Genomic DNA, 25,731 nt, shown 5'->3' with positions numbered 1-25,731 from the left:
GCGGACATGACCGTCTCCCTCACCACCGCCGAGCTGGCGAAGTACATCGACGCGACCGCCCTGAAGGCCGACACCTCGGAGGCGGACGTGCGCCGCCTCGTGGCCGAGTCCCTCGAGGCCGGGGTCAAGAGCGTCTGCATCAACCCCGTGTGGGTGCCGCTGGTGGCCGCCGAGCTCGCGGGCTCGGACGTGCTGACCTGCACCGTGATCGGCTTCCCCCTCGGCGCCAACGCCTCGGAGGTCAAGGCCTTCGAGGCCCGGCAGGCGATCGACGCCGGCGCGGACGAGGTGGACATGGTCCTCGACGTCGCCGCGGCCCGTGCCGGGGACCGCGCCCGGCTCGTCGCGGACGTCCGCGCCGTGGCCGAGGCCGCGCACGCGGACGGCCCCGCAGGCGACGGTGGGGCGCTGCTCAAGGTGATCGTGGAGACCGCCCTGCTGGACGACGACGCGATCGTCCTGGCCTGCGAGGCCGCGGTCGAGGCCGGGGCGGACTTCGTGAAGACCTCCACGGGCTTCTCCACCGCGGGCGCCACCGTCGAGCACGTCGCGCTGATGCGCCGCACCGTGGGCGAGGGCATCGGCGTGAAGGCCTCCGGCGGGGTGCGCACCCGCGCGGACGCCCTGGCGATGATCGAGGCCGGTGCCACCCGGATCGGGGCCAGCTCCGCGCTTGCTATCCTGGGATCCGACTGACTCGCATCACTTCGGCCGGGCGTCCGCCCCGGCCGGGACCGCACCGAAGGAGCATCACGTGATCCGCAACGGCAAGGCCATCGACCACTCCAACGTGGGCGGCGTCTGGGGTTCCCTGATCGCCTTCATCGTCGCCTTCGGCGCGTTCCTCGGCTGCCTCTACGCCATGGGCTTCTGGTCGCTCGAGACGGTCTGGGTCCCCGGCCTGATCGCGCTGGCCCTGGCCACCGTGGCCTTCCTGATCCCCAAGGCGTTCCTGGGCCGCAGCGACACCGTGGACACCACCGCCATCCACACCCGTCCCGTCGTCGAGCACGCCGCCTCCGGCGCCCACGCCGTCGAGACCGGCGCCGCGCACCGCTGAGCCGTCCCGGAGCCGAGGATCGCTGACACCGGTCGTCCGGCCGCCGCGCGCCGAAGGGCGTCCACCCGCAACACGGGGGTGGACGCCCTTCGGCTTGTCTCCATCGCGGCGGTGGTGCTGGGTCACGCGTACCTGACGGACCTCACCTTCAGCCGGTACCTGGAGATCTGGCGGATGCCGCTGTTCTTCTTCCTCACCGGCTACTTCTGGACGCGCGGCCGCCCCTGGGCCACGGACGTGTGGGGCCGCTTCCGGAGCCTGATGGTGCCGTACCTGGTGTGGGCGGCGCTCATGTCCGTGGCCGCATTCGCGTGGTTCGCCGACGACCCCGACCTCCTGCGGCGCCTGATGCTCACCGGCTGGTACGGGGGCGCGGACCAGGAGCCCCCGTGGTGGGCGTTCTGGTTCATCTCCGTCCTGTTCTTCACCACGGTGCTGCGCCGATTCCTCGAGCGCTTCCCGTCCGCCGTCGCCTGGGCCGTGGGCCTGGCCGGGCTGGCGTGGGCCCACCTCGTGCCGGACTCCGCGATCGCCCGCACGCCTCTCGGCGTCGGGCTGGCCCTGCCGTGCCTGCTGTTCGTCCTCAGCGGCGAGATGTTCCGGCGCCGCGTCCAACCGCACGTGCGACGCCATCGGACGCTCATCGGCCTCGGCCTGGTGCTGCTCGGGATGGTCGCGGTCCGGCTGGGCCTGGAGCCGCCCAACATCAAGTTCGGCGGCTTCGGCACGCCGGTGCTCACCCCCGCCGTGGGCGTCCTGATGTCCGCGGGGATGGTGCTCGTGTTCGGTTCCACGGTGGAGAGGCTGCTGCGCTCCTTCGCCCGACGCACCGGGACGGGTCAGGCCCTGCGCCGCGCCATCACCGCCCTGGTCCGGACGGGCACGGTGGTGGTGCTGCTGCACGGCTGGGTGCTGATGTGGGTCACGCGCCACGGCGTGGAGGACAACGCCGCCAAGTTCGCCCTCGCGCTCGCCCTCAGCTGGCTGGCAGGCCTCGCCCTGCTCGCCACCCCCCTGTCCAAGCCGTTCACGGGGGCGCGCCGCCGCTGGCACCCGGTGCACCGCCTGCGACACGTGGAGCCCCCGCACCCCGTCACGTCCGCGCTGCCGCGCGTCCCGACCGCCTCGGAGAGGACACACCCATGAGCAGGGATCATCGCCCCCCGATCCGCAATCCGTTCCTGCCGCCGACGCCGGAGGAGCCCGAGGTGCCGGCCCGCGACGGCGGCCACCCGGCGGGTGACGGCGGCGACGCCGACGCCCCGGCGGCCTCCACGGCGCGGGAGGATCGCCTCGCCGAGTTCCGGCTCGGCCCGGCATTCCGCCCCCACCCGGCCGACCCCGCCACGCCGCGGCAGCGTGCGACGCCGACCGAGCGCACGGTGGCTCCCGCGCCCGTCAGGGCCGCTGAGCCAGCCTCGCCTGCCTCACCGGCCGACCGTGTCCCCGGCCCCCTGCCGAGCGCCCGCGTCCTCGTCGTATGCACGGGCAACATCTGCCGCTCCGCCTACGTGGAGTACGCGCTGCAGGCGCAGCTCAACGCCCTGCTCGGCGACCGGGGCCGCGCGGTGGTCACGAGCGCGGGCACGGAACCGAACCAGGCGCTGACCGTCCCCGGCCCGCTGCTCGACCTCGCGCCGAGCCGCCGAGTCCGCGCCGCGTTGACGCAGCATCGACCGCAGCAGCTGACCGGGCGTTCGCTGGCGGACCAGGACCTCGTCCTGACCGCGACGGACGACCACCTGGACGAGGTGCTGCGTGAGGACCCCGCGGCGGTGCGCCGGACCTTCACGATCCTCGGCATGGGCACCCTCCTGCGCGACCACGGCGAGGAGCTCGCCGCGGCGGTCCCTCCGGGCGCGGGCGTCACCGCGCTCGTCACGGCGCTGGCGGAGCTGCGCTCCCGCCTGATCGCCCAGGGGGAGCGACCGGACGCGGATCTGCCGGACCCGTTCCGCGGCCCCGCCGAGGGCTACGCCGCCATGGCGCAGACCGCGCACCCGATCGTCGAGCTGCTGGCGTGGGAGATCGCCCGGGCCCTCGACGGGGACCTCGTGGAGGAGGAGCCGACGGGCGCCTGACCGGCCGGCGTCAGAGATCGGGGACGGCGTGCCCGCCGGAGGACGGGGCGTGCTGCCCCCGGCGCGCCGCGGCCAGGACCCGACGACGGCGCCGCTCGAGCACCTCGCTCTCGAGCGGGGCGTCCCGCTCGTCGAGCCAGAGGGTCACGCCGGCGGCGACGACGAGCATGCTCGGGATCGTGATGAACACCTCGCCCAGCTGCGTCGCGGAGACGAACACGACGACGGCCGCCGCCTCCACCGCCACGCGCGAGGGGGTGCGCAGCCGGGCGCTGAACAGGCGCAGCCCGAAGAACGCGTAGGCGCCGAGGACGGCGAGGAGGAGCACGACGCCGCCCTCGGTGTAGAGGCCCGCGTAGGAGTTGTGGTAGTGCCACGTGGCACCGCCGAAGTCCACGTACGCCGTGGTGAGGCCCCGGCCGTACCACGGCGTCTCCGCGACGCGCACGGCCGTCTCGGCCTGGATGTTCGAGCGCAGCCAGTCCGTGCCGGTGCGGTCCGCGAAGAAGGCGATGCGGGCCAGGTTCTCCTCGGCGAACGCGACCGCCCAGGCGAGGACCGCCAGCAGGACCAGGCGCAGACCCGCCCCCATCCGCGGCGTCAGCCAGAGCCACAGGACGGCGCAGGCGAAGCCCGCCATGGAGGTGCGGGAGCCCGTGAGGACGACGCACACCGCGGCGGCGACGAGCAGGATCAGCTTCCACCGCCGCGTCCGCACGAGGGCGAGCGCCAGGACCGGCATGGCCGCGTAGTAGAGGCCCGCCACGTTCTTGTCCGCGAGGATGCCGGTCAGGAAACTGCCGTAGGGCGCGGGGACGAGGCCGGCGTAGAAGAGGGGCACGTTCAGGGCCATGGCGGCGCCGAGCCCGACGGCGAGCGAGCGCAGGCTGAGCCGGCCGCCGGCGATGCAGCCGACGAGCCCGACGAGGGCCGCCATCCGCACCCACCGGCGCAGCCATTCCAGGTCCGGGATGCCCTGGGACACGGAGACGACCGCGAGGAACAGCAGTACGGCGGCGGCGAGCACGGCGGTCAGCCCGAGGGCGGAGACATCGCGGCGGGACCGTCGGCACAGCGCCAGGCCCAGCAGCAGGAGCATGCCCGCCTCGTTCAGCGGGAGCGCCACGGGGCCGAGGGGGACGCTGAACGCCTCCATGGCCAGCAGGGCCCCGAGCAGCAGTTCGGGGATGCGCAGGGGCTCGCGCGGGACGGCGGCGTCCTGGTCGGCCGACCACACGGACGTGCCGCGGGCGGCGGCGCGGGCGTGCTTCTCCCGTTCCGTCTGCAGGGCCACGTAGCGGGGGTCGGAGTGCCGCGGTCCGTGCGCGCCGTGCCCCACCGTCATGACCGCTCCTCCGTCGCCCTGCCGGGGCGCGTCTCCGCCCCACGCCCAGCGTAGACGAGTGCGGCAGAACGGGCTGTCCCGCTTGTTAGAGTGAGCTGAGTCGCTGCCCTCCGATCCTGGGACACCATGAACATCATCGATTTCCTTCGTGTGCTGCGTGCGAACCGCCTGGTGATCCTGGGGTGCGCCGCCCTCGGCCTGGCGCTGGGCGTCCTCTACTCGCTGCTGCAGCCCACGCTGTACACCGCCACCTCGACCGCGTTCGTCACGGTGGAGGGGGAGGCGAGCATCTCCGGCACCGAGACCGCCCAGACCCGCGCCCAGTCCTACATCCCGCTGATCAACAGCCGCACGGTCCGCGAGCGGATCGCCGCCGAGGGCCTGGACACCGCCGGCGCGACCTTGAGCGCCGCCCTGGTGCCGAACTCCAACCTCATCACGGTGTCCGCCGTGGCCCCCGATGCGCAGCAGGCCGCCGCGCTGGCCAACGGGGCGCTCGTGGCGACCGCCGACGTGGCGAACGAGCTCGATCCGACGTCCAACGTCAAGGTCACGGCCATGGAGGACGCCCTCGCGCCGGCCGCGCCCTCGAGCCCGGACCGCGTCCGCCACCTGCTGTATGGCCTGGGCGCAGGTCTGGTCCTCGGCCTGATCGTCGCGTTCCTGCGGCGGCTGCTGGACGTCAACGTGCGGACGACCACGGACGCCCAGGTGGCGGGCGGGGCGGGCCTGCTCGGCGCCATCCCCCTGGACCCCAGCATGAAGGCGGACCGCACGGCGCCGATGGCGCCCCTCTCCCCCCGCGCGTCGGAGGCGGTGCGTCAGCTGCGGACCAACCTGCGGTTCGCTGCGGTGGACGATCCGCCCCGCACCATCGCGTTCACCAGCTCGAACCCCGGCGAGGGCAAGTCGACGGTGATCGGCAACCTGGCCCTGACCGTGGCGGCCGCCGGCCAGCCGGTGATCCTCATCGACGCCGATCTGCGTCGCCCCCGTCAGGCAATGCAGTTCGGCGTCGACGGCCGCGTGGGTCTGTCCGAGGTCCTCAACGGGGACGTCGCCCTCCAGGACGTGCTGATCCCCGTGGGCGAGGACGGGTTGCTCCTCCTGCCTGCCGGCCGCACTCCCCCGAACCCGTCCGAACAGCTCGGCTCCGAGCGGATGAGGGACCTGCTCACCGCCCTCGCCGAGACGCACATGGTGCTCGTGGACGCCCCGCCCGTGCTGCCCGTCACGGACTCCACCCTGCTCGCCACGGCGGTGGACGGCACCGTCCTGGTGATCCGCCACGGCAAGACCCGCAAGGAGCACCTCGAGGTGGCCCGGGACATGCTCGCGGGCGTCAACGCCCGGGTGCTCGGCGTCGTGCTCAACGGCACCCCGGCCTCCGGTGTGGGCTCGGACTACTACGGCGGGGGCTACGGCGCGGACGGCGGCAGCTACGACGTCTACTACCAGGCGCCCCGGGACGCCGCCGAGGCCGCGGCCGGGACCGCGGGCGACACGTCACGACGCTGACCGCGCCCGGCCGCAGGGCCAGGTCGTCGCATCGACGACGCGGGCCCGGGGATGCAGAAGGGCCCCGCCTCTGAGGAGGCGGGGCCCTTCGTGGTGGTGCTCAGATGATCAGCACTTCGCCGAGGGCGGGGTGGTCTGGAAGCAGTTGCTGAACTCGACGACGCCGTCGTTGCAGAGATCGGCACCCTCGGGAGCACCCGTCGGCAGGGCCAGCTGCAGCTTGCCCTTGACGCAGCCGGACTCCTGGGCCGAGTTGCCGGTGTTGTTGGCCACGTAGAAGTAGGTCTTGGACTGGCCCGGCTGCAGGAGCAGCTTGGGGTCCATGGCGGCCAGTCGCTTGCCTCCCCTGCACGGGCTGTCGGTGTAGAGACGCGCCTCGCCGCCCCGGGTGGGGTCGCCCTCGAACTCCACGGTCACCGTGCCCGGGTTGACGTACACGGGGGTGGGCGACGTGTTGGTGATGGTGATGGTGAAGCCGTAGCCGTGCTTGATGCCGTCGGGGCCACTGCCACCGGGGAACTTGACCGCGGCGCCCGGCACGGCCGAGACGCAGCCGGTGGGCGAGGCCGCGGCGAAGGGGGCGGCGGCCACGGCGGCGACGGCCGGGACCGACCACGCGATGCCGGCGGTCACCTTGCGACGGGAGAGGGTGGAGGTGTTCTTCTGCATGGCTTCACTCGTTTCGAGTCGAGGTGTGGCTTTCGCGCCCGAACGGGGTCACGCGAGTGGACGGAGCACCGCGGGATACTCGGTGAGCATCGGCTGTGGAACTCTCCAGCTGAGTGTAGATGGGCCGCACAGCTCATTGCCAGCCCTCTCGCACATTCCTGGCGGGCGCGCCGCGTCGTGGCTCCCGGGACCATGCGGATCTCCTGCCACCGGTCCATGAATTCACCCGAAGTTCAACCTCGCCCAACAACGTATCAAGCACAGTCGACGACGGCCCTCCTTTCGCTCGACTAAGCTCGCGGCCATGGGGGAACATGCGACGGGACAGCGACCGGCCGCCCCGCCGTCCCTGGACCTCGAGGTCCGCGTCCGCCTCGCTCACGCCCGCATCACGCATCTGCTGGACCGGGCCGGCATCCGCGGCCTGCATCTCAAGGGCTACGCCACCGAGCCCGGCGTCTACCCCGACCACCGCCGCAGTTCGGACGTGGACCTGCTGGTCCCTCCGGCCGATGCCGACGCCGTCATCGCACTCCTGGGCTCCCACGGCTGGGAACCGGTCGCCACCTTCTCTCAGGGGTCGATCTTCCAGCACGCGGCCACGCTCTGGCACGACCAGCTGGGGTACGTGGACGTGCATCGGCTCTTCCCCGGCCTCGGCGCGTCCCCCGAGGCGGCCTTCGACGCCCTGTGGTGCGAGCACATCCACCTCGTGATCGCCGGCCGGTCTGTCCCGGTGCCGAGCCCGCGCCATCAGCGGCTCGTCGTGATCGTCCACGCGGCCCGCGACCCGTTCCGCGGTGGCCTCGACGTCCGGCACATCCGGGAGTCCCTCCCCGCCGAGAGCTGGGCCGCCCTGCGCGAAGAAGCCCACCGGCTGGACGCGGGTGCGGCCTGGCACGTCGCCACGGGCGAGGCCGCCGACGGCGCCGACACCCGGCAGCTGACCCTCTTCGCGGCGCTGCACGAGAGCCAGAGCGGTCTCGAACTGTTCCGCACCCGGTGGCAGTCCGCCGCCACGGTGCGGGAGCGGGCCGCCCTCGTGGCGCGCACGATCCCGGTGAACCGCCCCCATCTGCAGATGCGCCTGGGCCGGCCGGTCACCCGCGCGGACCTGTGGCGCGAGCAGGGCGCCCGGCTCGGCGCGCTCGCCGGCTGGGCCTGGACGAAGGCGGTGCGCCGTGACCGTTGAGACCACCGAGGGCTGGGCCCTCGCCCCCGACATCGCGTGGGCCCGCACCGCCGGCGGCCAGACCGCCGTCATGACGCTCGAGGCCGGTCAGCCGCTGCTGTTGAGCGCCTCGGGCGACGTGATCTGGGACGTCCTCGTGGGCGGCCGCACCCCGGCGGACGACCTGGTCGCGGATCCGCCGGCGCCGCTGTCGACGACGGACGTCACGGTCCAGGTGGCGGAGGCGTTCGGCCTCGACCCCGCCGACGTCGCGGCCGACGTCCACGCCTTCCTCGAGATGCTCGAGGCGCACGGCGTCCTCGTCCGCGTGCGGACGGCCTGACCCGGCTCAGCCCTCCGGCGCGAAGATCGCGTCGACCACCTGCTGCGCCCACTCGAGCAGCGGGACGTCCACGAGATCCTGACCCATGACCGGCTTGGTCTTGGGACGCGGGATGAGGACGCCGTTCAGGGCCGGCTTGACCTGGGCGCCCTTGTACATGCGGGTCAGGCGCATCTGGCGGGACTCCGGCAGGTCCGCGGCGGGGCCGAACTTCACGTTCTGCCCCAGCAGCATGACCTCGGTGACGCCCGCGGCTCGCGCCCGGTTGCGGAACCGGGCGACGGCGACGAGCGCCTCCACCGGCTCCGGCAGCGGGCCGTACCGGTCCTTGAGCTCCTCCACCACGGCGTCCACGGCGGCGTCGTCCGCGGCCTGGGCGAGGTTGCGGTACATCTCCAGGCGCAGCCGCTCCCCCGGCACGTAGTCGTGCGGCAGATGGGCGTTGACCGGCAGCTCCACCTTCACCTCGGCGGGCGCGGTGTCCTCCTCGCCCTTGAAGTCGGCCACGGCCTCGCCCACCATCCGCAGGTAGAGGTCGAAGCCCACGCCGGCGATGTGGCCGGACTGCTCCCCGCCCAGCAGGTTGCCGGCGCCGCGGATCTCGAGGTCCTTCATGGCCAGCTGCATGCCCGCGCCGAGCTCGTTGTGGGTGGCCACGGCCTTGAGGCGTTCGAGGGCCACCTCGCCGAGGGGCTTCTGCGGGTCGTACAGGAAGTACGCGTACGCCCGCTCGCGGCCACGGCCCACGCGGCCGCGCAGCTGGTGCAGCTGCGAGAGGCCGTAGCGGTGGGCGTCCTCCACGATCAGGGTGTTGGCGTTGGCGATGTCCAGGCCGGTCTCGATGATCGTGGTGGAGACGAGCACGTCGAACTTCCGCTCCCAGAAGTCCACCATGATCTGCTCGAGCCGGGCCTCGCTCATCTTGCCGTGGGCGACGGCGATCCGCGCCTCCGGCACCAGCTCGGCGATGCGCTTGGCCACCTTGTCGATGGTGGTGACGCGGTTGTGCACGTAGAACACCTGACCCTCGCGCATCAGCTCGCGGCGGATGGCCGCGGTGACCTGCTGGTCCGAGTACGGGCCCACCGAGGTGAGCACCGGGTGGCGCTCCTCCGGGGCGGTGGCCAGCGTGGAGGTCTCGCGGATGCCGGTGAGGGACATCTCGAGGGTGCGCGGGATGGGCGTGGCGGACATGGCGAGCACGTCCACGTTGGTGCGCATCTTCTTCAGCGCCTCCTTGTGCTCGACGCCGAAACGCTGCTCCTCGTCCACGATCACCAGGCCCAGGTCCTTGAACTGCACCTGGTCGGAGAGCAGCCGGTGGGTGCCGATCACCACGTCCACCTCGCCGTGCGCGAGCCCCTCGATGACCTCCTTGGACTCCTTGGCGGTCTGGAACCGGGAGAGCGCGGCCACCTTCACGGGGAAGCCGGCGAACCGGTCGGAGAACGTCTGGTGGTGCTGGCGGGCGAGCAGCGTCGTCGGGACGAGGACGGCCACCTGCTTGCCGTCCTGCACCGCCTTGAACGCGGCGCGCACGGCCACCTCGGTCTTGCCGAAGCCGACGTCGCCGGAGACGAGCCGGTCCATGGGGACGGCCGCCTCCATGTCCTTCTTGACGTCCTCGATGGTGGTCAGCTGATCCGGCGTCTCGATGAACGGGAACGCCTCCTCCAGCTCGCCCTGCCACGGGGTGTCCGGGGCGAACGCGTGGCCGCGCGAGGCCATGCGGGCCGAGTACAGGCGGATGAGCTCGCCGGCGATCTCGCGGGTGGCGCGCTTGGCCTTGGACTTGGTCTGCGCCCAGTCCGAGCCGCCCATCTTGGACAGCGACGGCGTCTCCCCGCCCACGTAGGAGGAGATCAGGTCGAGCTGGTCGGTGGGCACGAACAGCCGGTCGCCGGGGGCGCCGCGCTTCGAGGGCGCGTACTCAAGTACGAGGTACTCGCGGTAGGACTCCTCGGCGCCGGGGGCGGTGCGCGGACCGCCGGTCACCTTGCGGCGCTGCAGCTCCACGAAGCGGGCGATGCCGTGCTGGGAGTGCACCACGTGGTCGCCGGGCTGCAGGGTCAGCGGGTCGACGGCGTTGCGCCGCTTCCGGGCCAGCCGCGCTCCGGGGGCGCGCGTGCCCGCGGTGCGGTGCCGGCCGAACAGGTCGTGCTCCGTGATCAGGGCGATCTGCGCGTCCGGGATCGTGAAGCCGGAGCCGACGGGCGCCGTCGCGATGGAGACCCGCCCCGGGGCGAGGTCCGCGGGCAGGGGCCCGTCCACCACGGAGGCCGTGAGGCCGGCCTCCGCGTTGAGCTCGGCGAGACGGCGGGCGGAGCCGGGGCCGTCGGTGAGGACCACGGCATGCCACCCCTCCGCGAGCCGGACGCGGGTGTGCGCGACCATGGCCTCGATGTCGCCCGAGAAGGTCTGCGCGACGCCGAGCGTGGCGCGCAGGGTGGCGGCGTCGGGCAGCAGCTCCTCGTCCGAGACCAGCGCGGTGACGGACCAGAACCCCTGGTCCTGCTCGAGGGCGGCCGCGCGGAGTTCGGCCACCGTGAGGAAGCCTCCCGCGGCGGACTGGTCCGCCCCGGCCACGTCCACCGGGGCGACCGCGCCCTGCGCGGCGCCGGCCCACGCGGCCTGGAGGAACTCCTCATTGGTGGCCAGCAGGTCGTCGGCGCGGCCGCGCAGGCGCTCGGGCTCCACGAGGACGGTCAGCGAGCCTGTGGGCAGCATGCGGGGCAGCGACGTCATGGCCTCGGCCAGCAGCGGGGAGAGGGACTCCATGCCCTCCACGGCCACGCCCTCGGCGATCCGGTCCAGCATGTCCGCGGCGGCGGGCATGGCCGGGATCAGCTCCTTCGCGCGCCGGCGCACGTGGTCCGTGATCAGCAGCTCGCGGCACGGGGGCGCGTACAGCTCGGAGGGGTGGCCCGAGCCGTCCTCCGTGGTGTCCTCGAGGGAGCGCTGGTCCGCCACGGAGAACCAGCGCATCTGCTCCACCTCGTCGCCGAAGAACTCGATGCGCACGGGGTAGTCCTCGGTGGGCGGGAACACGTCGATCAGCCCGCCGCGCACGGCGAACTCGCCGCGTCGGCTGACCATGTCCACGCGCGAGTAGGCGGCGTCCGCGAGCGCGGCCACCACGCCGTCGAAGTCCCGTTCCTCTCCGGTCCGCAGGGTCACCGGGCTCAGCTCGCCGAGCCCGGCCACGAGGGGCTGCAGCACGGCGCGCACGGGGGCGACGACGATGCGCAGCGGGCCCTCCGCGTGCTCCTCCGGGTGGGCGAGGCGGCGCAGCACGGCCAGGCGCGCGCCCACGGTGTCCGAGCGCGGGGACAGGCGCTCGTGGGGCAGCGTCTCCCAGGACGGGAACAGCGCGGCGGCGCCGGCGGGGGCCCAGGCGGCGAGGTCGGTCACGAGGTCCTCGGCCTCGCGGGTGGTCGCGGTGACCACGAGGACGGCGGCGCGCTCGCCGTGGCCCTCGGCCAGCGCCTCGGCCAGGACGGTCAGCAGGGGCGCGCGGGCGCCGTCGGGCAGACCGATCTCGAGTTCGACGCCTCGGGACTCGAGCGGCCGGGAGGCGGAGGCGGCGGCCGCCTCGAGCGCGCGTTCGGCGCGCAGGCGCGGCAGCAGCGGGGCGAGGACGGGGGTGGTCTCGGGGGCGCTCATGCGCGGACCTCCGGGGTGGCGGTGGAGCCGTCCGTGGCGGCGGGCAGTTCGGCGGTCATGATCTCCCGGATCTCTTCGAGGAAGGCGAGGACGTCGTCGGCGCCGCCCACCGGGCCGCCGGCGGTGAGCCGGTCCGTGCCGAGCAGCACCGCGGTGGGGAACGAGTGCAGGCCGAGGGCCTGCGAGGCGGCGCCGGCCGGGTCGGCGAGCACGAGCGACGCGTCGACGGCGCCGCTGCGGATCGCCCCCTCGGCGCCGGGGGCGTGCTGGGGCATGAGGACCCGCAGCCGGACCGGCCCGAGCGCGTCCTTGAACTCGTCCAGCCGTTCGATCACCCGCGCGCAGGAGCCGCACCCCGTGGACAGGCGCAGGGCCACCACGGCCCCGTCCGCGACCAGCCGGTGCAGACCGATGTACTCGCCGTCCGCGACCACGACGGCGTCCGGGAACGGGTGGCGTTCGGGCTCGGCGCCGTCGGCCGGGTCGACGGCGGCCGGGGCCTCGGGCGTGGGCGTCGCCGGGGCGGCGTCGGGTGCGGCCGGGACGGACTCGCGCCCGGCCAGGAACGCGGCGGTCGCGAGCAGCACGGACACGAGCAGGGCCCACGCCCACGCCCCGGCGCCGAAGGCGGTGAGAGGCTGCCAGGCCAGGCCCGCGCCGTGCACCGCCAGCGAGACGATCCCCTCGGCCAGGGCCAGGACGGCGAGGGCCAGGAAGACGACGTTGCGGACCACGGTGGTGCGGGAGATCGGGGCGGCCGAGGCCTCGCCGAAGCAGCCGCACGAGACGCCGTCGTCCTGGGCCCGGACCACGAGCGCGAGGAAGGCGGCGAAGAGGGCCACGGCCGCCAGGCCGACGACGGGACGCAGCGGGGTGAAGGGCTGCAGGAGGGCGGCGGCGAGCAGCAGCTCGAGCCAGGGGAACGCACGCGCCAGGGCGGGGGCCGCGAACGGGCGGGGCACCCTGAGTCGGGTGAATGTGGCCTGCACGTCCTCGCCGGAACGGAGTTTCGCCGTCCCGCTCAGGAGCATGATGAGGGCCACGGCCCAGAGTGCCGACATGGCGGACACACCTTCCAGGGGGTTCACGAGGGGTCGCGCGGCCGGTCCCGGCACCGTGCACGGGACCCGGGTCGCGGAGGCCAGCATATAAGGTGAGGGATGGACGCCCATCGCCGTCGGCGAACCGGTGCCGGCTCTCTCACGGCCCACCGGGCGCGGCCCGACTTGACCCCGAGGAGACACCGTGGCCTTTTCCGCTCAGCAGTCCATCCCGCACCCGCCGGCGGCCGTGGCAGCCGCCCTGGCGTCCGAGGACTTCCACCGTTCCGTGGTCGAGTCCTTCGGCGGCTCCCTGGTCTCGTTCTCCGTCGAGGGCTCCCCGGAGGGCCCGATGACCGTCACCGCCGTGCGCTCCCTGCCCGCGGACCGCATCCCGGATCGTGTCCCGGACATGGCCCGCAAGCTCATCGGCTCCGCCCTCCAGGTGGAGCAGGTGGAGCGGTGGGACGCGCCCGCCGCGGACGGCTCCCGCGCCGGCACCACCACCATCACCGTGCCCTCCGCCAAGGCGACGGCGGACGGCGCCCTCCGCCTGACCGCCGCCGGTGAGGGCTCCCAGTTCTCCGTGGACGGCACCCTCGTCTGCCGGATCCCGCTGGTGGGCTCGAAGCTCGCGGCGAAGGCCGAGCCGATGGTCGGCAAGGTCGTCAATCGTCAGGCCCGGGCGCTGTCCTCGTGGCTCGAGCGTGACGGCGGAGCCGCGCGCGGTTGATCTCGTTCTCCCGTCGCCCGGTCCCGACGAGCCCGTCTCCGCCGGCCCGGCGGGGGCGTCGGGCGCTGCCGGCGCCGGACGCCGTGCTCATCGTGTGCACCGGCAACGTGTGCCGCTCGGCCTATGCGAGCCGGGCCCTGCAGGGACGGCTGGCGGCTCTGGTCCCCGGCCGGGTGGAGGTCGGCAGCGCCGGCTCCCAGCCGAACCAGGCCCTGACGGTGCCCCCGCCGCTCGTGCGGCTCGGCGCCGAGGCCGGTGTCGCCGGCCTCGCGGACCACCGGCCCGCCGCGCTGCAGCCGTTCATGGTCGCGGAGGCAGATCTCGTGTTGGCGGCGGCTCAGGAGCACATGCGCTTCGCGCTGCGGGAGGTGCCGCAGGCCGTCGCGCGGGTGTTCACCGTACTGGAACTCGCAGCGCTGGTCCGCATCTTGGACGCGCGGAACGGACGGGACTGGATCCCCGCGGGCCGAGGAGTGCGTGCCTTCGCGGCGGAGGCAGCCCATCACCGGGCCCTCGCACGGTCGACCACCCAGCCCCTCGACGTCGTGGACCCGTTCCGCGGGCCGGTGGAGGGGTACGCGGAGATGATCCGGATCATGGATCCCGCACTGGAGACCATCGCGGATGCCCTGGCCCGTGCCGTGACCCCGACCCCCTGAGCGTGGGGCTGCGTCCCCGTCGAGGACGCCCGCGGGGCGGGAGGTCAGTGGAACGCCTGCTGGGCGGGCTCGAGCCCGTCCGTGACGAGCTTCTCGACGGCGTCCGCCGCGCGGTCCACGTGCAGCGGCAGTGCGTCCTGCTCGGGCTTGGTGAAGGGGCGCAGCACGAAGTCGGCCACGTCCATGCGCCCCGGGGGTCGGCCGATGCCGACGCGCACGCGGGCGTAGTCCTTCGTGCCGAGGGAGGCGGTGATGGACTTCAGGCCGTTGTGGCCGCCCTCTCCCCCGCCGCGCTTGAGGCGCAGGGTGTCGAACGGGATGTCCAGCTCGTCGTGGACCACCACGAGGTCCTCGGGGCCGATCCCGTAGAAGGACGCCAGCGCGGAGACGGGGCGTCCGGAGACGTTCATGTAGCCGGTGGACTTCGCGAGCACGACCCGCGGTCCCCCGATGCCGAGGCGGCCCGTGGCCACCACGACGCCGGCCCGGTGGCGGGTGAACCCGACCCCCATGCGGGAGGCGAGCTCATCCGCCACCATCTGGCCGACGTTGTGACGGGTGCGCTCGTACTCGGGCCCGGGATTGCCGAGCCCGACGATGAGCGTGGTCCCCGTCGTCACGGCGTGATCAGTCCTCGGAGCCCTCGGACTCGCCCTCGGCGGGCTCGCCCTCAGCGGACTCGGCGGCCTGCTCCTCCTGCACGGACTCGTCGCCGAGGTCCTGCTCGACGACCTCGCTGACGGTGGCGATGACGATGTCGTCCTCGAGCTGCAGGGTGGCGCCGGCGGGGACCTGCACGTCCGTGGCGTACACGTGGTCGCCGGCCTCGCGGCCCTCGATGGAGATGGTGACGGCCTCGGGCAGGTCGGTGGCCTCGGCCTCGACCGGCACGGTGACGTAGTCCAGCACGTAGTCGTTGCCGGGGGCGACCTCGCCCTCGACATGCACGGTGACCTCGACGATGACCTTCTCGCCGCGGCGGACCTCGATGAGGTCCAGGTGCTCCACGGTGTCCTTGATGGCGTGGCGCTGGATGTCCTTGGGCAGGACCAGGTGCTCCTCGCCGGCCTCGTTCACGACGGTGAGCAGGGCGTTGGGGTTGCGGACGGCCAGGGTGGTCTCCTGGGCCGGCAGCAGCAGGTGCACGGGATCCTGGCCGTGGCCGTAGACGACGGCGGGGATCAGGCCGGCACGGCGGGCCTGGCGGGCGGCACCCTTGCCGAAGTCGGTGCGGCGGGTGACCTTGATCTTGAGCTGGTCAGACATGATGCGTCCTCCTGTGGGGGTCTCGGCCGCGCAGCCGGGGGCGGCGCGGGATGCGGCCAGGAGGGGGCTTCAGTGCCGCAGCGGGCCAGCATGCTGACACGCGGCGGCGGCCTCGTCGATCACGGAGCGCGCGCTCCCTCGCCTGGGCAACCTGGACAGGATAGCACCGGTGATGCTCGTCGCGCTCAGCGGTTCGCTCGTCGGGACCGCTCCACGATGCGGTCCAGCTTCCGGCGGTGGGCCCGGTCCTTCGCGGGTGCGCCATGGGATTCGTCACTCTCCTGGGCGCTCAGCAGCAGGCCGCAACCGAGGACGACGGCACCGAAGATCGTGATGAACACCTCACCCAGCTGGAGGGAGGTCACCAGGATGATGAGCGCGGCCCCCTCGACAGCCACGCGGGACGGCGAGCGGTGCGTCCGGGCGAAGGGCCGCAGGCACAGCCAGAGGTAGGCGCCGACCACGACGACCAGGAACGGCCAGCCGCCCTCCACGAGGAGCCCCAGGTAGGAGTTGTGGAAGAACATGGTCACGCCGTCCAGCTCCACGAAGGCCGTGGAGAGGCCCTGGCCGAAGAAGGACGTGTCCGCGACCTTCTCCGCGGACGCCTCCTGGATCTGCGCACGGAACCAGTCCGTGCCCGTGCGGTCTCCGAAGATGCCGAGGTCGGCCAGGTTCTCCTCGGCCCAGCTGACGAACCAACCCATGACGACCCCCAGTGCGATACGCAGGACCCGCCCCAGGTAGGGGCTCACGAGGATCCACACGACCGCGCAGAGCAGCGCGGCCATCGAGGTTCGCGAGCCGGTGAGGAAGGTCAGGGCGGCACCGGCACCCAGCACGAGGAGTTTCGGGCCCATGCGCTGCATGGTGGCCACGAGCAGCACCGGCAGGAGCGCATAGAAGAGGCCGGAGACGTTCTTGTCCCCCAGGAAGCCGGTGAGGTAGCCCCCGTAGGTGTCCGGGGCCAGGCCCGCGTAGAAGAGGGGCACGTTGATCAGTGCACCGACCGTCATCCCGTAGAGGATGCCCTTGATGTCGATCCGCTCGCTGGCGATGGCGTAGATCAGCAGGATCAGGAGCGTGATCCTCGTGGCGCGACGCGTGGGGTCGAGGTCGTTGTGCACGGTCACCGCGACGAGATACGCCACCAGGGCCAGTGCGACGAGGGCCAGCACGCCGTAGTGGGAGAGGTCCCGGCGGGGCTGCCGGAATGAGGCGAGGAGCAGCAGAAGGATGGCGGAGAACTCCGCGAACGGGATCGGCAGGCCGGGAGCGGTGAACGCGTCCATCACCAGGCCGATGGCCAGCACGGCCTCGAACAGCCGCGGTGAGGCCGGCGTGACCAAGGGGTTCCACGGGGAGCGGGTCCACGCGGCCTGACCGTCCGGGACGAGGCCGAGTGAGGCGTGACGCCTGGCAGGCCGGGCCTCGGGTGGCGCGACGGCCCCCATGGCGCGGGCAGCCGTCCGGTCACGGGGCGTGCTCGGGCGCATGGTGCGGAACCTTTCGTGGACGCCGGGCAATACTCGGCTCAGCGTAGCGCGGTGGCGGGCCTCGTCCTCGGGGCCTCAGAGCGCACGGTGGGTGTTGGTACCGTGGACCTGTGCGTTTCCTGGCCACAACGGCCCGCGCATCCCCGTCCATGACCCCCGAGGTGCCCCGTGACGATCGTCGACTTCTTCCGCCTCCTGCGCGCCAACCTCCTGCTGCTCCTGGCAGCAGCCCTCGTGGGGGGTCTGTTGGGTTGGGGCTACTCCGCACTGCAGCCCCGGATCTACGCGTCCGAATCTCAGGGGTTCCTCGCCGCCCGGGCTGCAGATCAGAGCCTCATCACCAGCAACCTGCCCGCCGAGAGCCGGGCTCAGGCCTACGTCGCCCTGATCAACAGCGAGGCCGTGCGTGAACGCGTGGCACAGGACACGGGGCAGGACGGCGACGGCTCGCTCTCCGCGGTGCTCGTCCCCGAGTCCAGCATGATCAAGGTGACCGCCACCTCGACGGATCCCGAGACCGCCGCGCAGCTGGCGAACAGTGCACTGCAGGCGACGGCGGACGTGGCGGCGGACGTGGACAAGAACAGCCCGTTGGAGGTCGTGCCGCTGTCCGACGCCCGCGTGCCCTCTGCCCCCGTGAGCCCTGACACCCGGCGCAACGTCCTCTTGGGCGTCGTGGCCGGACTGGGTGCGGGACTCGCCATCGCCGTGCTCCGTCGTCTCCTGGACGTGAAGGTGCGCAGCCGCGCCGACGTGAAGGAGATCACCGGCGCCGGCGTCATCGGGGCCGTCCCGGAGAACGCGTCCCTGACCCGCACGGGCGAGGAGGCCGTGGAACTCGACCCCCGGGCCGGCGAGGCCATCCGGGCGCTGCGCACCAATCTCAAGTTCGTCTCCGTCGACGAGCCGCCCCGCGTCGTCTCGTTCACGAGCGCGGACCCCTCCGAGGGCAAGTCGACGGTCGCGTCGAACCTGGCCCGCGCCCTGGCCCTGGCCGGCGAACGGGTGCTCGTGGTGGACGCCGACCTGCGGCGGCCCCGGCAGCACGACCTCTTCCAGGTGGCGGGCGACGTGGGCCTGTCCGAGGTGCTGGCCGGTGAGGTGCAGCCGGACGACGCCCTCGCGGCCACCGGCATCCCGAACCTCACGCTGCTCCCCGCCGGCCGGACGCCCCCGAACCCGTCGGAGCTGCTGGGCTCGAAGCGCATGCGGGCCCTGCTGAAGCTGGCGTCGGAGGACTTCTTCGTCATCGTCGACTCCCCTCCCCTGCTGCCCGTCACGGACGGCTCGCTCCTGGCCACCGCCGTGGACGGGACTGTGCTCGTGGTGCGTCAGGGGCGGACCCGCAAGGACCACCTGGAGGCGGCTGTGGAGAATCTCGCCGCGGTGGACGCGCATCTGCTGGGCGTCGTCATGAACGGCGTCGCGCGCTCCCAGCGCGGCGGCGGCTACTCCTACGGCTACGGGTACGAGAGCACGTACCACAAGTCCCATGACAAGTACCTGCAGGGAACCGGCAAGGGCGGAAAGAAGTCCCGTCGGGCCGCACGGGCGAAGAAGGGCTGACGCCAGTCCCCTCCACACGCTGGGGCCCCGCACCTTCCGGTGCGGGGCCCCACTACGTCTGTGCGAGCCGGCCAGTACTGGCGGCGGCCCCGTCGATCACGGAGCGCGCGCTCCCTCGCCTGGGCAACCCCGACAGGACACCACCCGCACGACGGGGGCGGGTGGCCCGGTTCAGCTGCTCAGCTGCTGCAGATCTGCCGTGGCTTCGGCGTCCGGCGTGACCGCCATGCGCCCCTGAGCGCCGGGAACGTAGGGGCCGCTCGGCCCGTTGCGGCGTTCGAAGCTGAGTGTCATCGGCTGCTGCGGCCCGGTGGGCCCGTCCGGGTCCACAGTGATCTCCCGGTACGTCCAGTAGTCCAGGGGCAGGCAACGGCTATTCTCCCACATGGAGAAGTTGACGGCCTTCACATGGAAGGTCTCGAGGTACAGCCGCCCGTCACTACGGACGTCCGCCGGGTCAATGGTGCCGGTGTACGTCCAGGTGTAGGGGGTGTACTTGAAACCGTCGGCCTTCGTCTGCGGAGCACCCGTCACGGGGCCTGACCACTTCGTCGAATGCCCGGTGGCCGCCTGCCAGGTGATCGTGTTCTGCGCCACGTGGTCGCCACGCACCCAGTAGACCAGCTTGGCGCCGCTGTAGCTGGCGTCCTTCGAGACGTCATAGAGGTAGAGCCCCCAGGGCGCGCCATCGGGAGTGGCACCCCCACGAGTGGGCGCCGAGTTCACCTCGAGAGAATAGCGGCAACCGCCATGATTAGTTGTCGTGTTCAGCACCCAGCCGTTGATGCCGGGATCCTTGCGCAGCGAAGCGGCGAAGGACGGTGCCGCCGAGACCATGGCGACGGCGGGGACAGACCAGGCCAGACCGGTGGCGACGGCGCGTCGACTTGGGCCTGACGCGGTGGTGTGAGCAGAGCGAGCGTTCATGACGGGGCCTTTCAGGGAGACTACGTGTGCCTGATGTATTTCCGCTGTGCAGACACGTCCAGGGCAAGAATATCAGCGTGTGCCACCCGTCATTTCTGACAGGTGGTCTCGCAGGCGGTCGCGCTGGTCCGGGGCGGTGTAGCCGACGGCGGCCAGGGGCCCGAGGTCGAGCGCGCTGTTGGTCGGCCGCGGGGCCACGCCCTCCTTGCCGGCCATGTACGCGGCGGTGGTCGTGGCGGAGACGCGCGCGGCGTCGTGGCCGGTGTCCTCGAAGACCCAGCGGGCGACGTCGTGCCAGGTGACCACGTCGCCGCTGTTGGTCATGTGGAACGTGCCCGTGGGCGCATCCGTGGTGACCAGGTGCAGCAGGGCGTCGGCGAGGTCGTCGGCGAAGGTGAGGCGGCCGTGCTGGTCGGCGACGACGGCCGGGTCGATCCCGCGCTTGGCGAGGGACGCCATCGTGGCCACGAAGTTCTTCCCCTCTCCGATCACCCAGGAGGTGCGCACGATCCAGTGCCGCGGCACGGTGCGCACCGCGGCCTCACCGGCGGCCTTCGACTGGCCGTAGACGCCCAGCGGCGCGAGCGGGTGATCCACCGGGTGCTCCTGCCCCACGGGGAGGGCGCCGTCGAACACGTAGTCGGTCGAGACGTGCGCCAGGGGGACGCCGGCCTCGGTGCAGCGGCGCGCCAGTTCGGCGACGGCGGTCGCGTTGACGGCCCACGCCTGGGCCCGGCCCTCGGGCGTCTCGGCGGCGTCCACCGCGGTCATGGCGGACGCGTTGACCACGGCGCGCAGGCCGCGGAAGTGCTCCCTCGGCCAGGACGCCGGATCGGTCATGTCCCAGGTGTCCCGGCCATGGGCCTCGACCGGGATCCCCGCGGCCTCGGCGCGGGCCACGAGGGCGCGGCCGAGCTGGCCGCCGGCGCCGAGCACGAGGATCGGGGCGGGCGGCATGGGGGTGACGTCCGCGAGCATGGGGTGGGCGCGGTCCTTGTCCGAGAGCTCGGCGTCCTCGAGCGGGATGGGCCAGGTGATGGCCGCCGTCGGGTCCGCGAGGTTGAGGAACGTGTACCGGCCTTGCGCGTCGGCGGACCAGTGGTCGTTCACCAGGTAGGTGTAGGCGGTGTCCGGTTCGAGCGTCTGGTAGGAGTTGCCCACCCCGCGCGGCACGAAGACGGCCTTCTCCGGGCCGAGCTCCACGGTGGCGACGGCGCCGAAGGACGGCCCTTCCCGCAGGTCCACCCAGGCGCCGAAGATCCGGCCGTGGGCGACGGCCACGTACTTGTCCCAGGGTTCGGCGTGGATGCCGCGGGTGGTGCCGACGGCGTCGTTGAAGGAGATGTTGTTCTGCACCGGGGAGAGCGCGGCCAGGCGGGGGTGCTCGGCGGCGAGGGCGCGGATCTTCTCCCGCTGCCAGTTCTCCTTGAACCAGCCGCGGTTGTCCCCGTGGACGTCGAGGTCGAGGACGAGCAGGCCGGGGATGGCGGTCTCGGTGATGCGCATCAGCGGTGCCCCCTCACTGGCCCTGGGCGCGGTAGGTGGCCTCGACGGCGGCCTTGGCCGGGCGCCACCAGGCCTCGTTCTCGCGGTACCAGCGGACCGTGTCCGCCAGACCGGCGCGGATGTCCGTGAACTGCGGCTCCCAGCCGAGCTCGGTGCGCAGGGCGGTGTTGTCGATCGCGTAGCGCAGGTCGTGGCCGGGGCGGTCGGCGACGAGGTCGTAGTCGTCCGCGGGGCGGTCGAAGAGCTCGAGGAGGATCTCCACGATCTCCCTGTTGTTCCTCTCCCCGTCCGCACCGATCAGGTACGTGCGGCCGATCTCGCCGCGTTCGAGGATGCGCAGCACGGCCGAGGAGTGGTCCTCCGTGTGGATCCAGTCCCGGACGTTGACGCCGTGGCCGTAGAGGCGGGGGCGGACGCCGTCGATCAGGTTGGTGATCTGGCGAGGGATGAACTTCTCGACGTGCTGGTACGGGCCGTAGTTGTTGGAGCAGTTGCTCAGCGTGGCCTGCACGCCGAAGGAGCGCACCCACGCGCGGACCAGGTGGTCCGAGCCGGCCTTCGAGGCCGAGTAGGGGCTGGAGGGGTTGTACGGGGTGGACTCGGTGAACTTCGCCGGGTCGTCCAGCTCGAGGTCGCCGTAGACCTCGTCCGTGGACACGTGGTGGAAGCGCTTGCCGTGCTTGCGGACCGCCTCCAGGAGGACGAAGGTCCCGACGATGTTCGTCTGGATGAACGGCGAGGGATCGCTCAGCGAATTGTCGTTGTGGGACTCCGCGGCATAGTGCACGACGGCGTCCGACTCGGCGACCAGGCGGTCCACCAGGGCCGCGTCGCAGATGTCCCCGACCTCGAGAGTGACGCGGTCCTCGGGCAGGCCGGCGAGGTTCTCCCGGTTGCCGGCGTAGGTCAGCTTGTCCAGGACGACGACGTCGTGCCCGGTCTCGCGGACGACGTGGTGGACGAAGTTCGATCCGATGAACCCGGCGCCGCCGGTGACGAGGATGCGCATGGAGCCAGATTACAGAGGTGATGGTCCACGCCGAGCGGGCAGGTCCCCTGGTCGGTCGACTACAGACCGACGTCAGGGTCGGCGCCGAACCCCTCGGATGGACTTGAACAAGCTCCTCGCTCGGGCCTTTGCCAAGTCGGCGTGGCGGTAACTGTAACGATACTGAGCCAGCAGTTCTCTTGCCTCCGTGAGTTGCGAGACGACTTCCTCGGCATGAAGCGTGACGAGGTCGATGTTTTCTCTTAGGACAAGATTCTGCGCCGCTGCCACCGGGCGAGCATCCCTGATGCGCCGCGTAACCTGCCCTTCATGCTTGCGAATCCAGTAGACCTCGTCAGGGATTTCCACAATTGCCCCTCCGCTGCGAAGTATTCGCATCCAGAAGATCCAATCTTCCCCAAGGGGGATTCCCTCGGGGAACCCTCCCACGCGCTCCCAATCGCTACGGCGAAATCCAGAGGTGATGGGGACCCGGGTCTCAAAAAGCATGTCCGCCCGAGTGACCCCATATAGCAGGGGATTCAATTCCCCCACACTCCCATCTGACATCATATCTCGATTAGCTCCCACAACAATCGCAGCATCCGGATCTTGCTTGAAAGCATCCGCAACTGCTCTCGCCGCACCCGGGGCCAGCATGTCGTCACTGTCAAGGGCCAGAATATAAGGAGTCGAGGCCACAGCTATGCCCGCGTTCCTAGCGGCACTCACCCCTGAATTGCCCTGACGAATGACACGAGGGCCGAGGCATAGAACCTTTTCCAGCACTTCCGGGGCCCGGCGATCCGTCGATCCGTCATCCACCACAATGACCTGGGCAGGATCGCTGACCGAAGCTATCGCGCTGCGGACCGCATCGAGGAGAAAGGAGGAATTGTTGTAATGAGGGATGACGATGGAAACTTCGGACTCACCATCACCCACTAGACTGCCCCTTATCGACATATGCCACAGCCACCGCCTATCGCCTCCACGTCAACCTGCCCTCGATGTCCAAAATTCGCTTCATCTTTCTACCCGCAGAGACGCTCGCGCCCCTCAAGCTCGCAAATGTGGTTCTACTTGGAACGACTCCCAGATAATCCACTTCATTCGACCTGCGTGATGGAAATAACCCGAACCGATGCCCATAAAAAGTCAAGGACGATCATTCGAACTCATCATCGGGGACAGCACTCCACTGGGGAAGTAATAGAGGCGACTCCCCCCGGGCGTACAGCCGGTTGAAGTGCAGCGGTGCCTGAACCGAACGCGCTCGCTCACCGGCGGGCAGGGCAGACGCCAGATAGCCACCCCAGTAAGAGAACGTGGAGTTTGAAAGGACGAGGTGCCGGCCTCCGGCAATCTGGGCCAAGTCATTGAACATGTCATGCATGCCCGGGATCGTTTCGACGGGCGCCACTGAGGAAAGAAACCCCAGGTGCGCGTGACACCAATCGATGTCGTCCGAGACCATCACGATGCTGTTGATCTCCGACTCCGGGATCCTCATCATCGCTGCCCGGATGTACCCCACGACGTCGAAGCCGAACTGCTCCCTGTACACAGGGTTCGAGTAGTAGTCACCTCGGCGCACATTGACCACGACGGACTCACGGTCCGCCTTCGCCAGCCGATCCTGAAAGGAGTCGCTCGCGAGCAACAGTTCCTGCGAGAAGTCAAGGAGGTCCCGGAAGAACCAATCCCGGTAGGTCTGCTGGCCCCACTCCACGGTGCGCTCCTGCCGGAATCCGACGTCGGACTCGTCCACGGTCAATGCCTGCAGTGCAGGAAACTCCGCCAACCAGGGGTCCATCTTGGGCTTGTACCGGACCAGCCAGGGACGCCCCGTCTCACGGCGTCGCGCCCATGCAGTAGCCCATAGGTACAGGAAGTTGCCGCCGTTCATCGGTTCAGCCCCCCAGATGACGGGTGGGTCTGCGCGACGAACCACGCCCACGGCACGTGCCGCGACACCTCGTACCGACTTCGGCCTCATCACACCCCTACCTCGTCACATCCGGCTACCTCGTCACATCCGGCACCGTTCGAGCTGGCCGCTCGACGTCCAGAGTACTGTCTTCGTCCTCCAGGACGACCCACGCCCCCTAGGTGTAGGAGGGCATGACGTTGTTGACTCGGGCCGGTGCCAACGAGGTTGGCGGGGCGTCCCCGCAGGAGGTATGAGGCCGATGGTAGTTGTAGTGGTTCACCCACACCGCCAGGGCCTCACGCCGAGCTTGCTCTGAGGAGTACGGGCGGGCGTAGAGGACCTCATCGACCATCAGCCGGTTGTACCGCTCGACCTTCCCGTTATGGCGGGGCGTGTAGGGGCGGATCCGGTGGTGCCGGCCCCCGAGCGAGACCACCTTCCGGGTGAAGTCCACGGCCCGGTAGTTGTTGCCGTTGTCCGTGATCACCCGGTCCGCGGTGATGCCGTGGGCGGCGAAGAACGCCCTCGCCCGGCAGAAGAACCCGATCGTGGTCACCGCTTTCTCGTCCTCCAACGCCTCGGTGTAGGCCAGGCGGGTGTACCCGTCGATCGCCGAGTGCAGGTAGGTGTACCCGACCCGTCGGCCAGGCCCGCGTTTGGCCGCTCGCGCGTTCTCGGAGTCCCGGCCGTGAGCACGCCAGCCGCCTCCCTCGGGGATGCGCCCGATTTTCTTCACGTCCATGTGCACCATGTGCCCCGGGCCGCGGGCGGTGATCTTCTGTGGTCGTTGGCGCAGGTCCTCACCCGTGGGCGCGAGGTCTCGCAACCGGGAGATGCCCAGCCGGTGCATCCACCTCCCCACGGTGCGCAGGCACAGCTGGTGGCCTTCGGAGGCGAGGTGGTGATGGATGCGCCGGGCGGACCATTTGCGCTCCCGCCGCAGGGAGTGGATCTGGGTGACCAGGACCGGATCGAGCTGGGCAGGTGAACGGTGCGGCCGGCTGGGCAGGTCCTGAAGGCCGGCTTCTCCCTGGGCGCGGTAGCGGGCGACCCAGGTGGCCACCGTGGGCCGGCTCACCCGGAACTCGGCTGCCACGTGTGCCTGCGGGATCCCGTCGTGCAGGTGGCGTTGGACCATGCGCAGCCGGCCGGTCGGGGTCAGGGGTGCGTTAGCGTGAGTCATGAGCGGGTCTCTTCTGGCAGGTGGGTTGTTGAGGAACTTCCATCCTGCGGGGGCGTGTCAACTTGTCTGTGTAAGCGGGGTGGTCACAGGTAGGGGTTGATCCGGTCGGGGTAGGCCGCGGCGAGCTGGGCGAGGGCCTGCTTCCAGTTCGTGACGGCCTGACCTTCGACGAGCCGGCCCTGGGCTTTGCGCTGGCCGGCGGGTTTGCCCCGGTCCCGAGCGCGTTCGGCGGCGCGTTTGTCTTCGATGTTGCAGATCGCCAGCCAGAGCAGCTTCACCGCCGCCTCGGTCGAGGGGAAGTGGCCGCGGTTCTTGGTCACCTTCCGTAGCTGGAAGTTCAGCGACTCGATGCTGTTGGTCGTGTAGATGACCTTGCGGAGCATGGGTGGGAACTGCAGGAACGGGATGAACCGCTCCCAGGAGTTCGCCCAGGTCGCGGCTGCAGACGGGTACTTCGTGCCGAGCTCGGAGGCCTCGAACTCGGCCAGCGCCTTCCTCGCGGTCTCTTCGTTGGGGGCGGTGTAGATCGGCTTCAGCGCGGCGGCGACCTTCTTGCGGTCCTGGTAGGCCACGAACCGCATCGC

24 protein-coding genes are annotated in these 25,731 nt (G+C 71.3%); 10 read left to right on the top strand and 14 right to left on the bottom strand.

Annotated elements, in window-relative coordinates; translation table 11 throughout:
• The first annotated feature begins 6 nt into the window (after positions 1 to 6).
• The 4 genes from deoC (at position 7) to FLM69_RS04050 (ending at position 3,141) form a co-directional block, all read left to right on the top strand.
• Complete coding sequence (gene deoC, locus FLM69_RS04065) at positions 7 to 696, top strand: deoxyribose-phosphate aldolase (protein ID WP_141843176.1); 690 nt, start codon at positions 7 to 9, stop codon at positions 694 to 696.
• Positions 697 to 754: 58 nt separating this feature from the next.
• The gene (locus tag FLM69_RS04060; RefSeq protein WP_049144970.1) at positions 755 to 1,060 is read left to right on the top strand and encodes a hypothetical protein; all 306 of its coding nucleotides are present in this window, start codon (positions 755 to 757) and stop codon (positions 1,058 to 1,060) included.
• A 78-nt stretch (positions 1,061 to 1,138) separates the two neighbouring features.
• A complete protein-coding gene (locus FLM69_RS04055; RefSeq protein ID WP_141843174.1) occupies positions 1,139 to 2,206 on the top strand; it encodes an acyltransferase family protein in 1,068 nt (355 codons plus the stop codon).
• Positions 2,203 to 3,141 carry a low molecular weight phosphatase family protein gene (locus FLM69_RS04050; RefSeq protein ID WP_141843172.1) on the top strand — a complete coding sequence of 313 codons (939 nt, stop codon included), beginning with the start codon at positions 2,203 to 2,205 and terminating at the stop codon, positions 3,139 to 3,141. Before FLM69_RS04055 ends, FLM69_RS04050 begins: the two co-directional genes overlap by 4 nt.
• Positions 3,142 to 3,151: 10 nt before the next feature.
• Here FLM69_RS04050 and FLM69_RS04045 read toward each other — a convergent pair whose 3' ends face one another.
• A complete protein-coding gene (locus FLM69_RS04045) occupies positions 3,152 to 4,486 on the bottom strand; it encodes an O-antigen ligase (protein ID WP_141843170.1) in 1,335 nt (444 codons plus the stop codon).
• A gap of 126 nt (positions 4,487 to 4,612) precedes the next feature.
• On the opposite strand from FLM69_RS04045, the gene FLM69_RS04040 reads away from it, so the two are divergent.
• Positions 4,613 to 6,004 carry a polysaccharide biosynthesis tyrosine autokinase gene (locus FLM69_RS04040; RefSeq protein WP_141843168.1) on the top strand — a complete coding sequence of 464 codons (1,392 nt, stop codon included), beginning with the start codon at positions 4,613 to 4,615 and terminating at the stop codon, positions 6,002 to 6,004.
• Between the two features lie 108 nt (positions 6,005 to 6,112).
• Here the strand turns inward: FLM69_RS04040 and FLM69_RS04035 are convergent, their stop codons facing one another.
• On the bottom strand, positions 6,113 to 6,673 hold the full coding sequence (locus FLM69_RS04035) for a hypothetical protein (protein WP_141843166.1): 561 nt from the start codon (positions 6,671 to 6,673) through the stop codon (positions 6,113 to 6,115).
• A gap of 304 nt (positions 6,674 to 6,977) precedes the next feature.
• Between FLM69_RS04035 and FLM69_RS04030 the strand changes: the two genes are divergently transcribed.
• Entirely contained in the window at positions 6,978 to 7,865 is an 888-nt protein-coding gene (locus FLM69_RS04030) for a nucleotidyltransferase family protein (protein WP_141843164.1), read from the top strand.
• Positions 7,855 to 8,187: a PqqD family protein gene (locus FLM69_RS04025; protein ID WP_141843162.1), complete on the top strand. Its 333-nt coding sequence runs from the start codon at positions 7,855 to 7,857 to the stop codon at positions 8,185 to 8,187. Before FLM69_RS04030 ends, FLM69_RS04025 begins: the two co-directional genes overlap by 11 nt.
• A 6-nt stretch (positions 8,188 to 8,193) precedes the next feature.
• Here the strand turns inward: FLM69_RS04025 and mfd are convergent, their stop codons facing one another.
• Complete coding sequence (mfd, locus tag FLM69_RS04020) at positions 8,194 to 11,850, bottom strand: transcription-repair coupling factor (RefSeq protein ID WP_141843160.1); 3,657 nt, start codon at positions 11,848 to 11,850, stop codon at positions 8,194 to 8,196.
• Complete coding sequence (locus tag FLM69_RS04015; RefSeq protein ID WP_141843158.1) at positions 11,847 to 12,911, bottom strand: MauE/DoxX family redox-associated membrane protein; 1,065 nt, start codon at positions 12,909 to 12,911, stop codon at positions 11,847 to 11,849. Before FLM69_RS04015 ends, mfd begins: the two co-directional genes overlap by 4 nt.
• Positions 12,912 to 13,095: 184 nt before the next feature.
• On the opposite strand from FLM69_RS04015, the gene FLM69_RS04010 reads away from it, so the two are divergent.
• Together FLM69_RS04010 and FLM69_RS04005 are read left to right on the top strand one after the other, a co-directional pair.
• Positions 13,096 to 13,623: a DUF2505 domain-containing protein gene (locus FLM69_RS04010; RefSeq protein WP_078025720.1), complete on the top strand. Its 528-nt coding sequence runs from the start codon at positions 13,096 to 13,098 to the stop codon at positions 13,621 to 13,623.
• A gap of 83 nt (positions 13,624 to 13,706) precedes the next feature.
• Positions 13,707 to 14,282: a low molecular weight phosphatase family protein gene (locus tag FLM69_RS04005; RefSeq protein WP_141843156.1), complete on the top strand. Its 576-nt coding sequence runs from the start codon at positions 13,707 to 13,709 to the stop codon at positions 14,280 to 14,282.
• 44 nt (positions 14,283 to 14,326) lie between these two features.
• Here the strand turns inward: FLM69_RS04005 and pth are convergent, their stop codons facing one another.
• From pth to FLM69_RS03990, 3 genes are all read right to left on the bottom strand, one after another.
• Complete coding sequence (gene pth / locus FLM69_RS04000; RefSeq protein WP_141843154.1) at positions 14,327 to 14,902, bottom strand: aminoacyl-tRNA hydrolase; 576 nt, start codon at positions 14,900 to 14,902, stop codon at positions 14,327 to 14,329.
• Between the two features lie 7 nt (positions 14,903 to 14,909).
• Positions 14,910 to 15,548, bottom strand: a complete 639-nt coding sequence (locus FLM69_RS03995; protein WP_141843152.1) for a 50S ribosomal protein L25/general stress protein Ctc — start codon at positions 15,546 to 15,548, stop codon at positions 14,910 to 14,912.
• Positions 15,549 to 15,733: 185 nt separating this feature from the next.
• On the bottom strand, positions 15,734 to 17,044 hold the full coding sequence (locus FLM69_RS03990; RefSeq protein ID WP_255502701.1) for an O-antigen ligase: 1,311 nt from the start codon (positions 17,042 to 17,044) through the stop codon (positions 15,734 to 15,736).
• A gap of 168 nt (positions 17,045 to 17,212) precedes the next feature.
• Here FLM69_RS03990 and FLM69_RS03985 point away from each other — a divergent pair, with 168 nt between their 5' ends.
• Positions 17,213 to 18,610, top strand: coding sequence for a polysaccharide biosynthesis tyrosine autokinase (locus tag FLM69_RS03985; RefSeq protein ID WP_141843150.1), 1,398 nt, complete (start codon positions 17,213 to 17,215; stop codon positions 18,608 to 18,610).
• Between the two features lie 171 nt (positions 18,611 to 18,781).
• Here FLM69_RS03985 and FLM69_RS03980 read toward each other — a convergent pair whose 3' ends face one another.
• From FLM69_RS03980 to FLM69_RS03950, 7 genes are all read right to left on the bottom strand, one after another.
• Positions 18,782 to 19,537 (bottom strand): hypothetical protein, encoded by a 756-nt coding sequence (locus FLM69_RS03980; RefSeq protein WP_141843148.1) that lies wholly within the window; start codon positions 19,535 to 19,537, stop codon positions 18,782 to 18,784.
• Between the two features lie 72 nt (positions 19,538 to 19,609).
• Positions 19,610 to 21,043 carry a sugar nucleotide-binding protein gene (locus tag FLM69_RS03975; RefSeq protein WP_141843147.1) on the bottom strand — a complete coding sequence of 478 codons (1,434 nt, stop codon included), beginning with the start codon at positions 21,041 to 21,043 and terminating at the stop codon, positions 19,610 to 19,612.
• Between the two features lie 13 nt (positions 21,044 to 21,056).
• Positions 21,057 to 22,052 (bottom strand): dTDP-glucose 4,6-dehydratase, encoded by a 996-nt coding sequence (gene rfbB, locus FLM69_RS03970; protein WP_141843145.1) that lies wholly within the window; start codon positions 22,050 to 22,052, stop codon positions 21,057 to 21,059.
• A gap of 72 nt (positions 22,053 to 22,124) precedes the next feature.
• Complete coding sequence (locus FLM69_RS03965; protein ID WP_181743480.1) at positions 22,125 to 22,976, bottom strand: glycosyltransferase family A protein; 852 nt, start codon at positions 22,974 to 22,976, stop codon at positions 22,125 to 22,127.
• Positions 22,977 to 23,199: 223 nt separating this feature from the next.
• Entirely contained in the window at positions 23,200 to 23,847 is a 648-nt protein-coding gene (locus FLM69_RS03960; RefSeq protein WP_181743479.1) for an alpha-1,2-fucosyltransferase, read from the bottom strand.
• Between the two features lie 292 nt (positions 23,848 to 24,139).
• On the bottom strand, positions 24,140 to 25,147 hold the full coding sequence (locus FLM69_RS03955; protein WP_141843139.1) for an IS481 family transposase: 1,008 nt from the start codon (positions 25,145 to 25,147) through the stop codon (positions 24,140 to 24,142).
• Positions 25,148 to 25,230: 83 nt separating this feature from the next.
• Positions 25,231 to 25,731, bottom strand: a 501-nt coding sequence (locus FLM69_RS03950; RefSeq protein WP_181743478.1) for a transposase, incomplete at its 5' end; no start/stop codon positions are given.

This window comes from Micrococcus sp. R8502A1 (assembly GCF_006704135.1).
Taxonomy (GTDB): Bacteria; Actinomycetota; Actinomycetes; order Actinomycetales; family Micrococcaceae; genus Micrococcus; species Micrococcus luteus.
The sequence above is the reverse complement of the archived record's forward strand: the minus strand, read 5'-3'. Positions and strand labels throughout refer to the sequence as shown.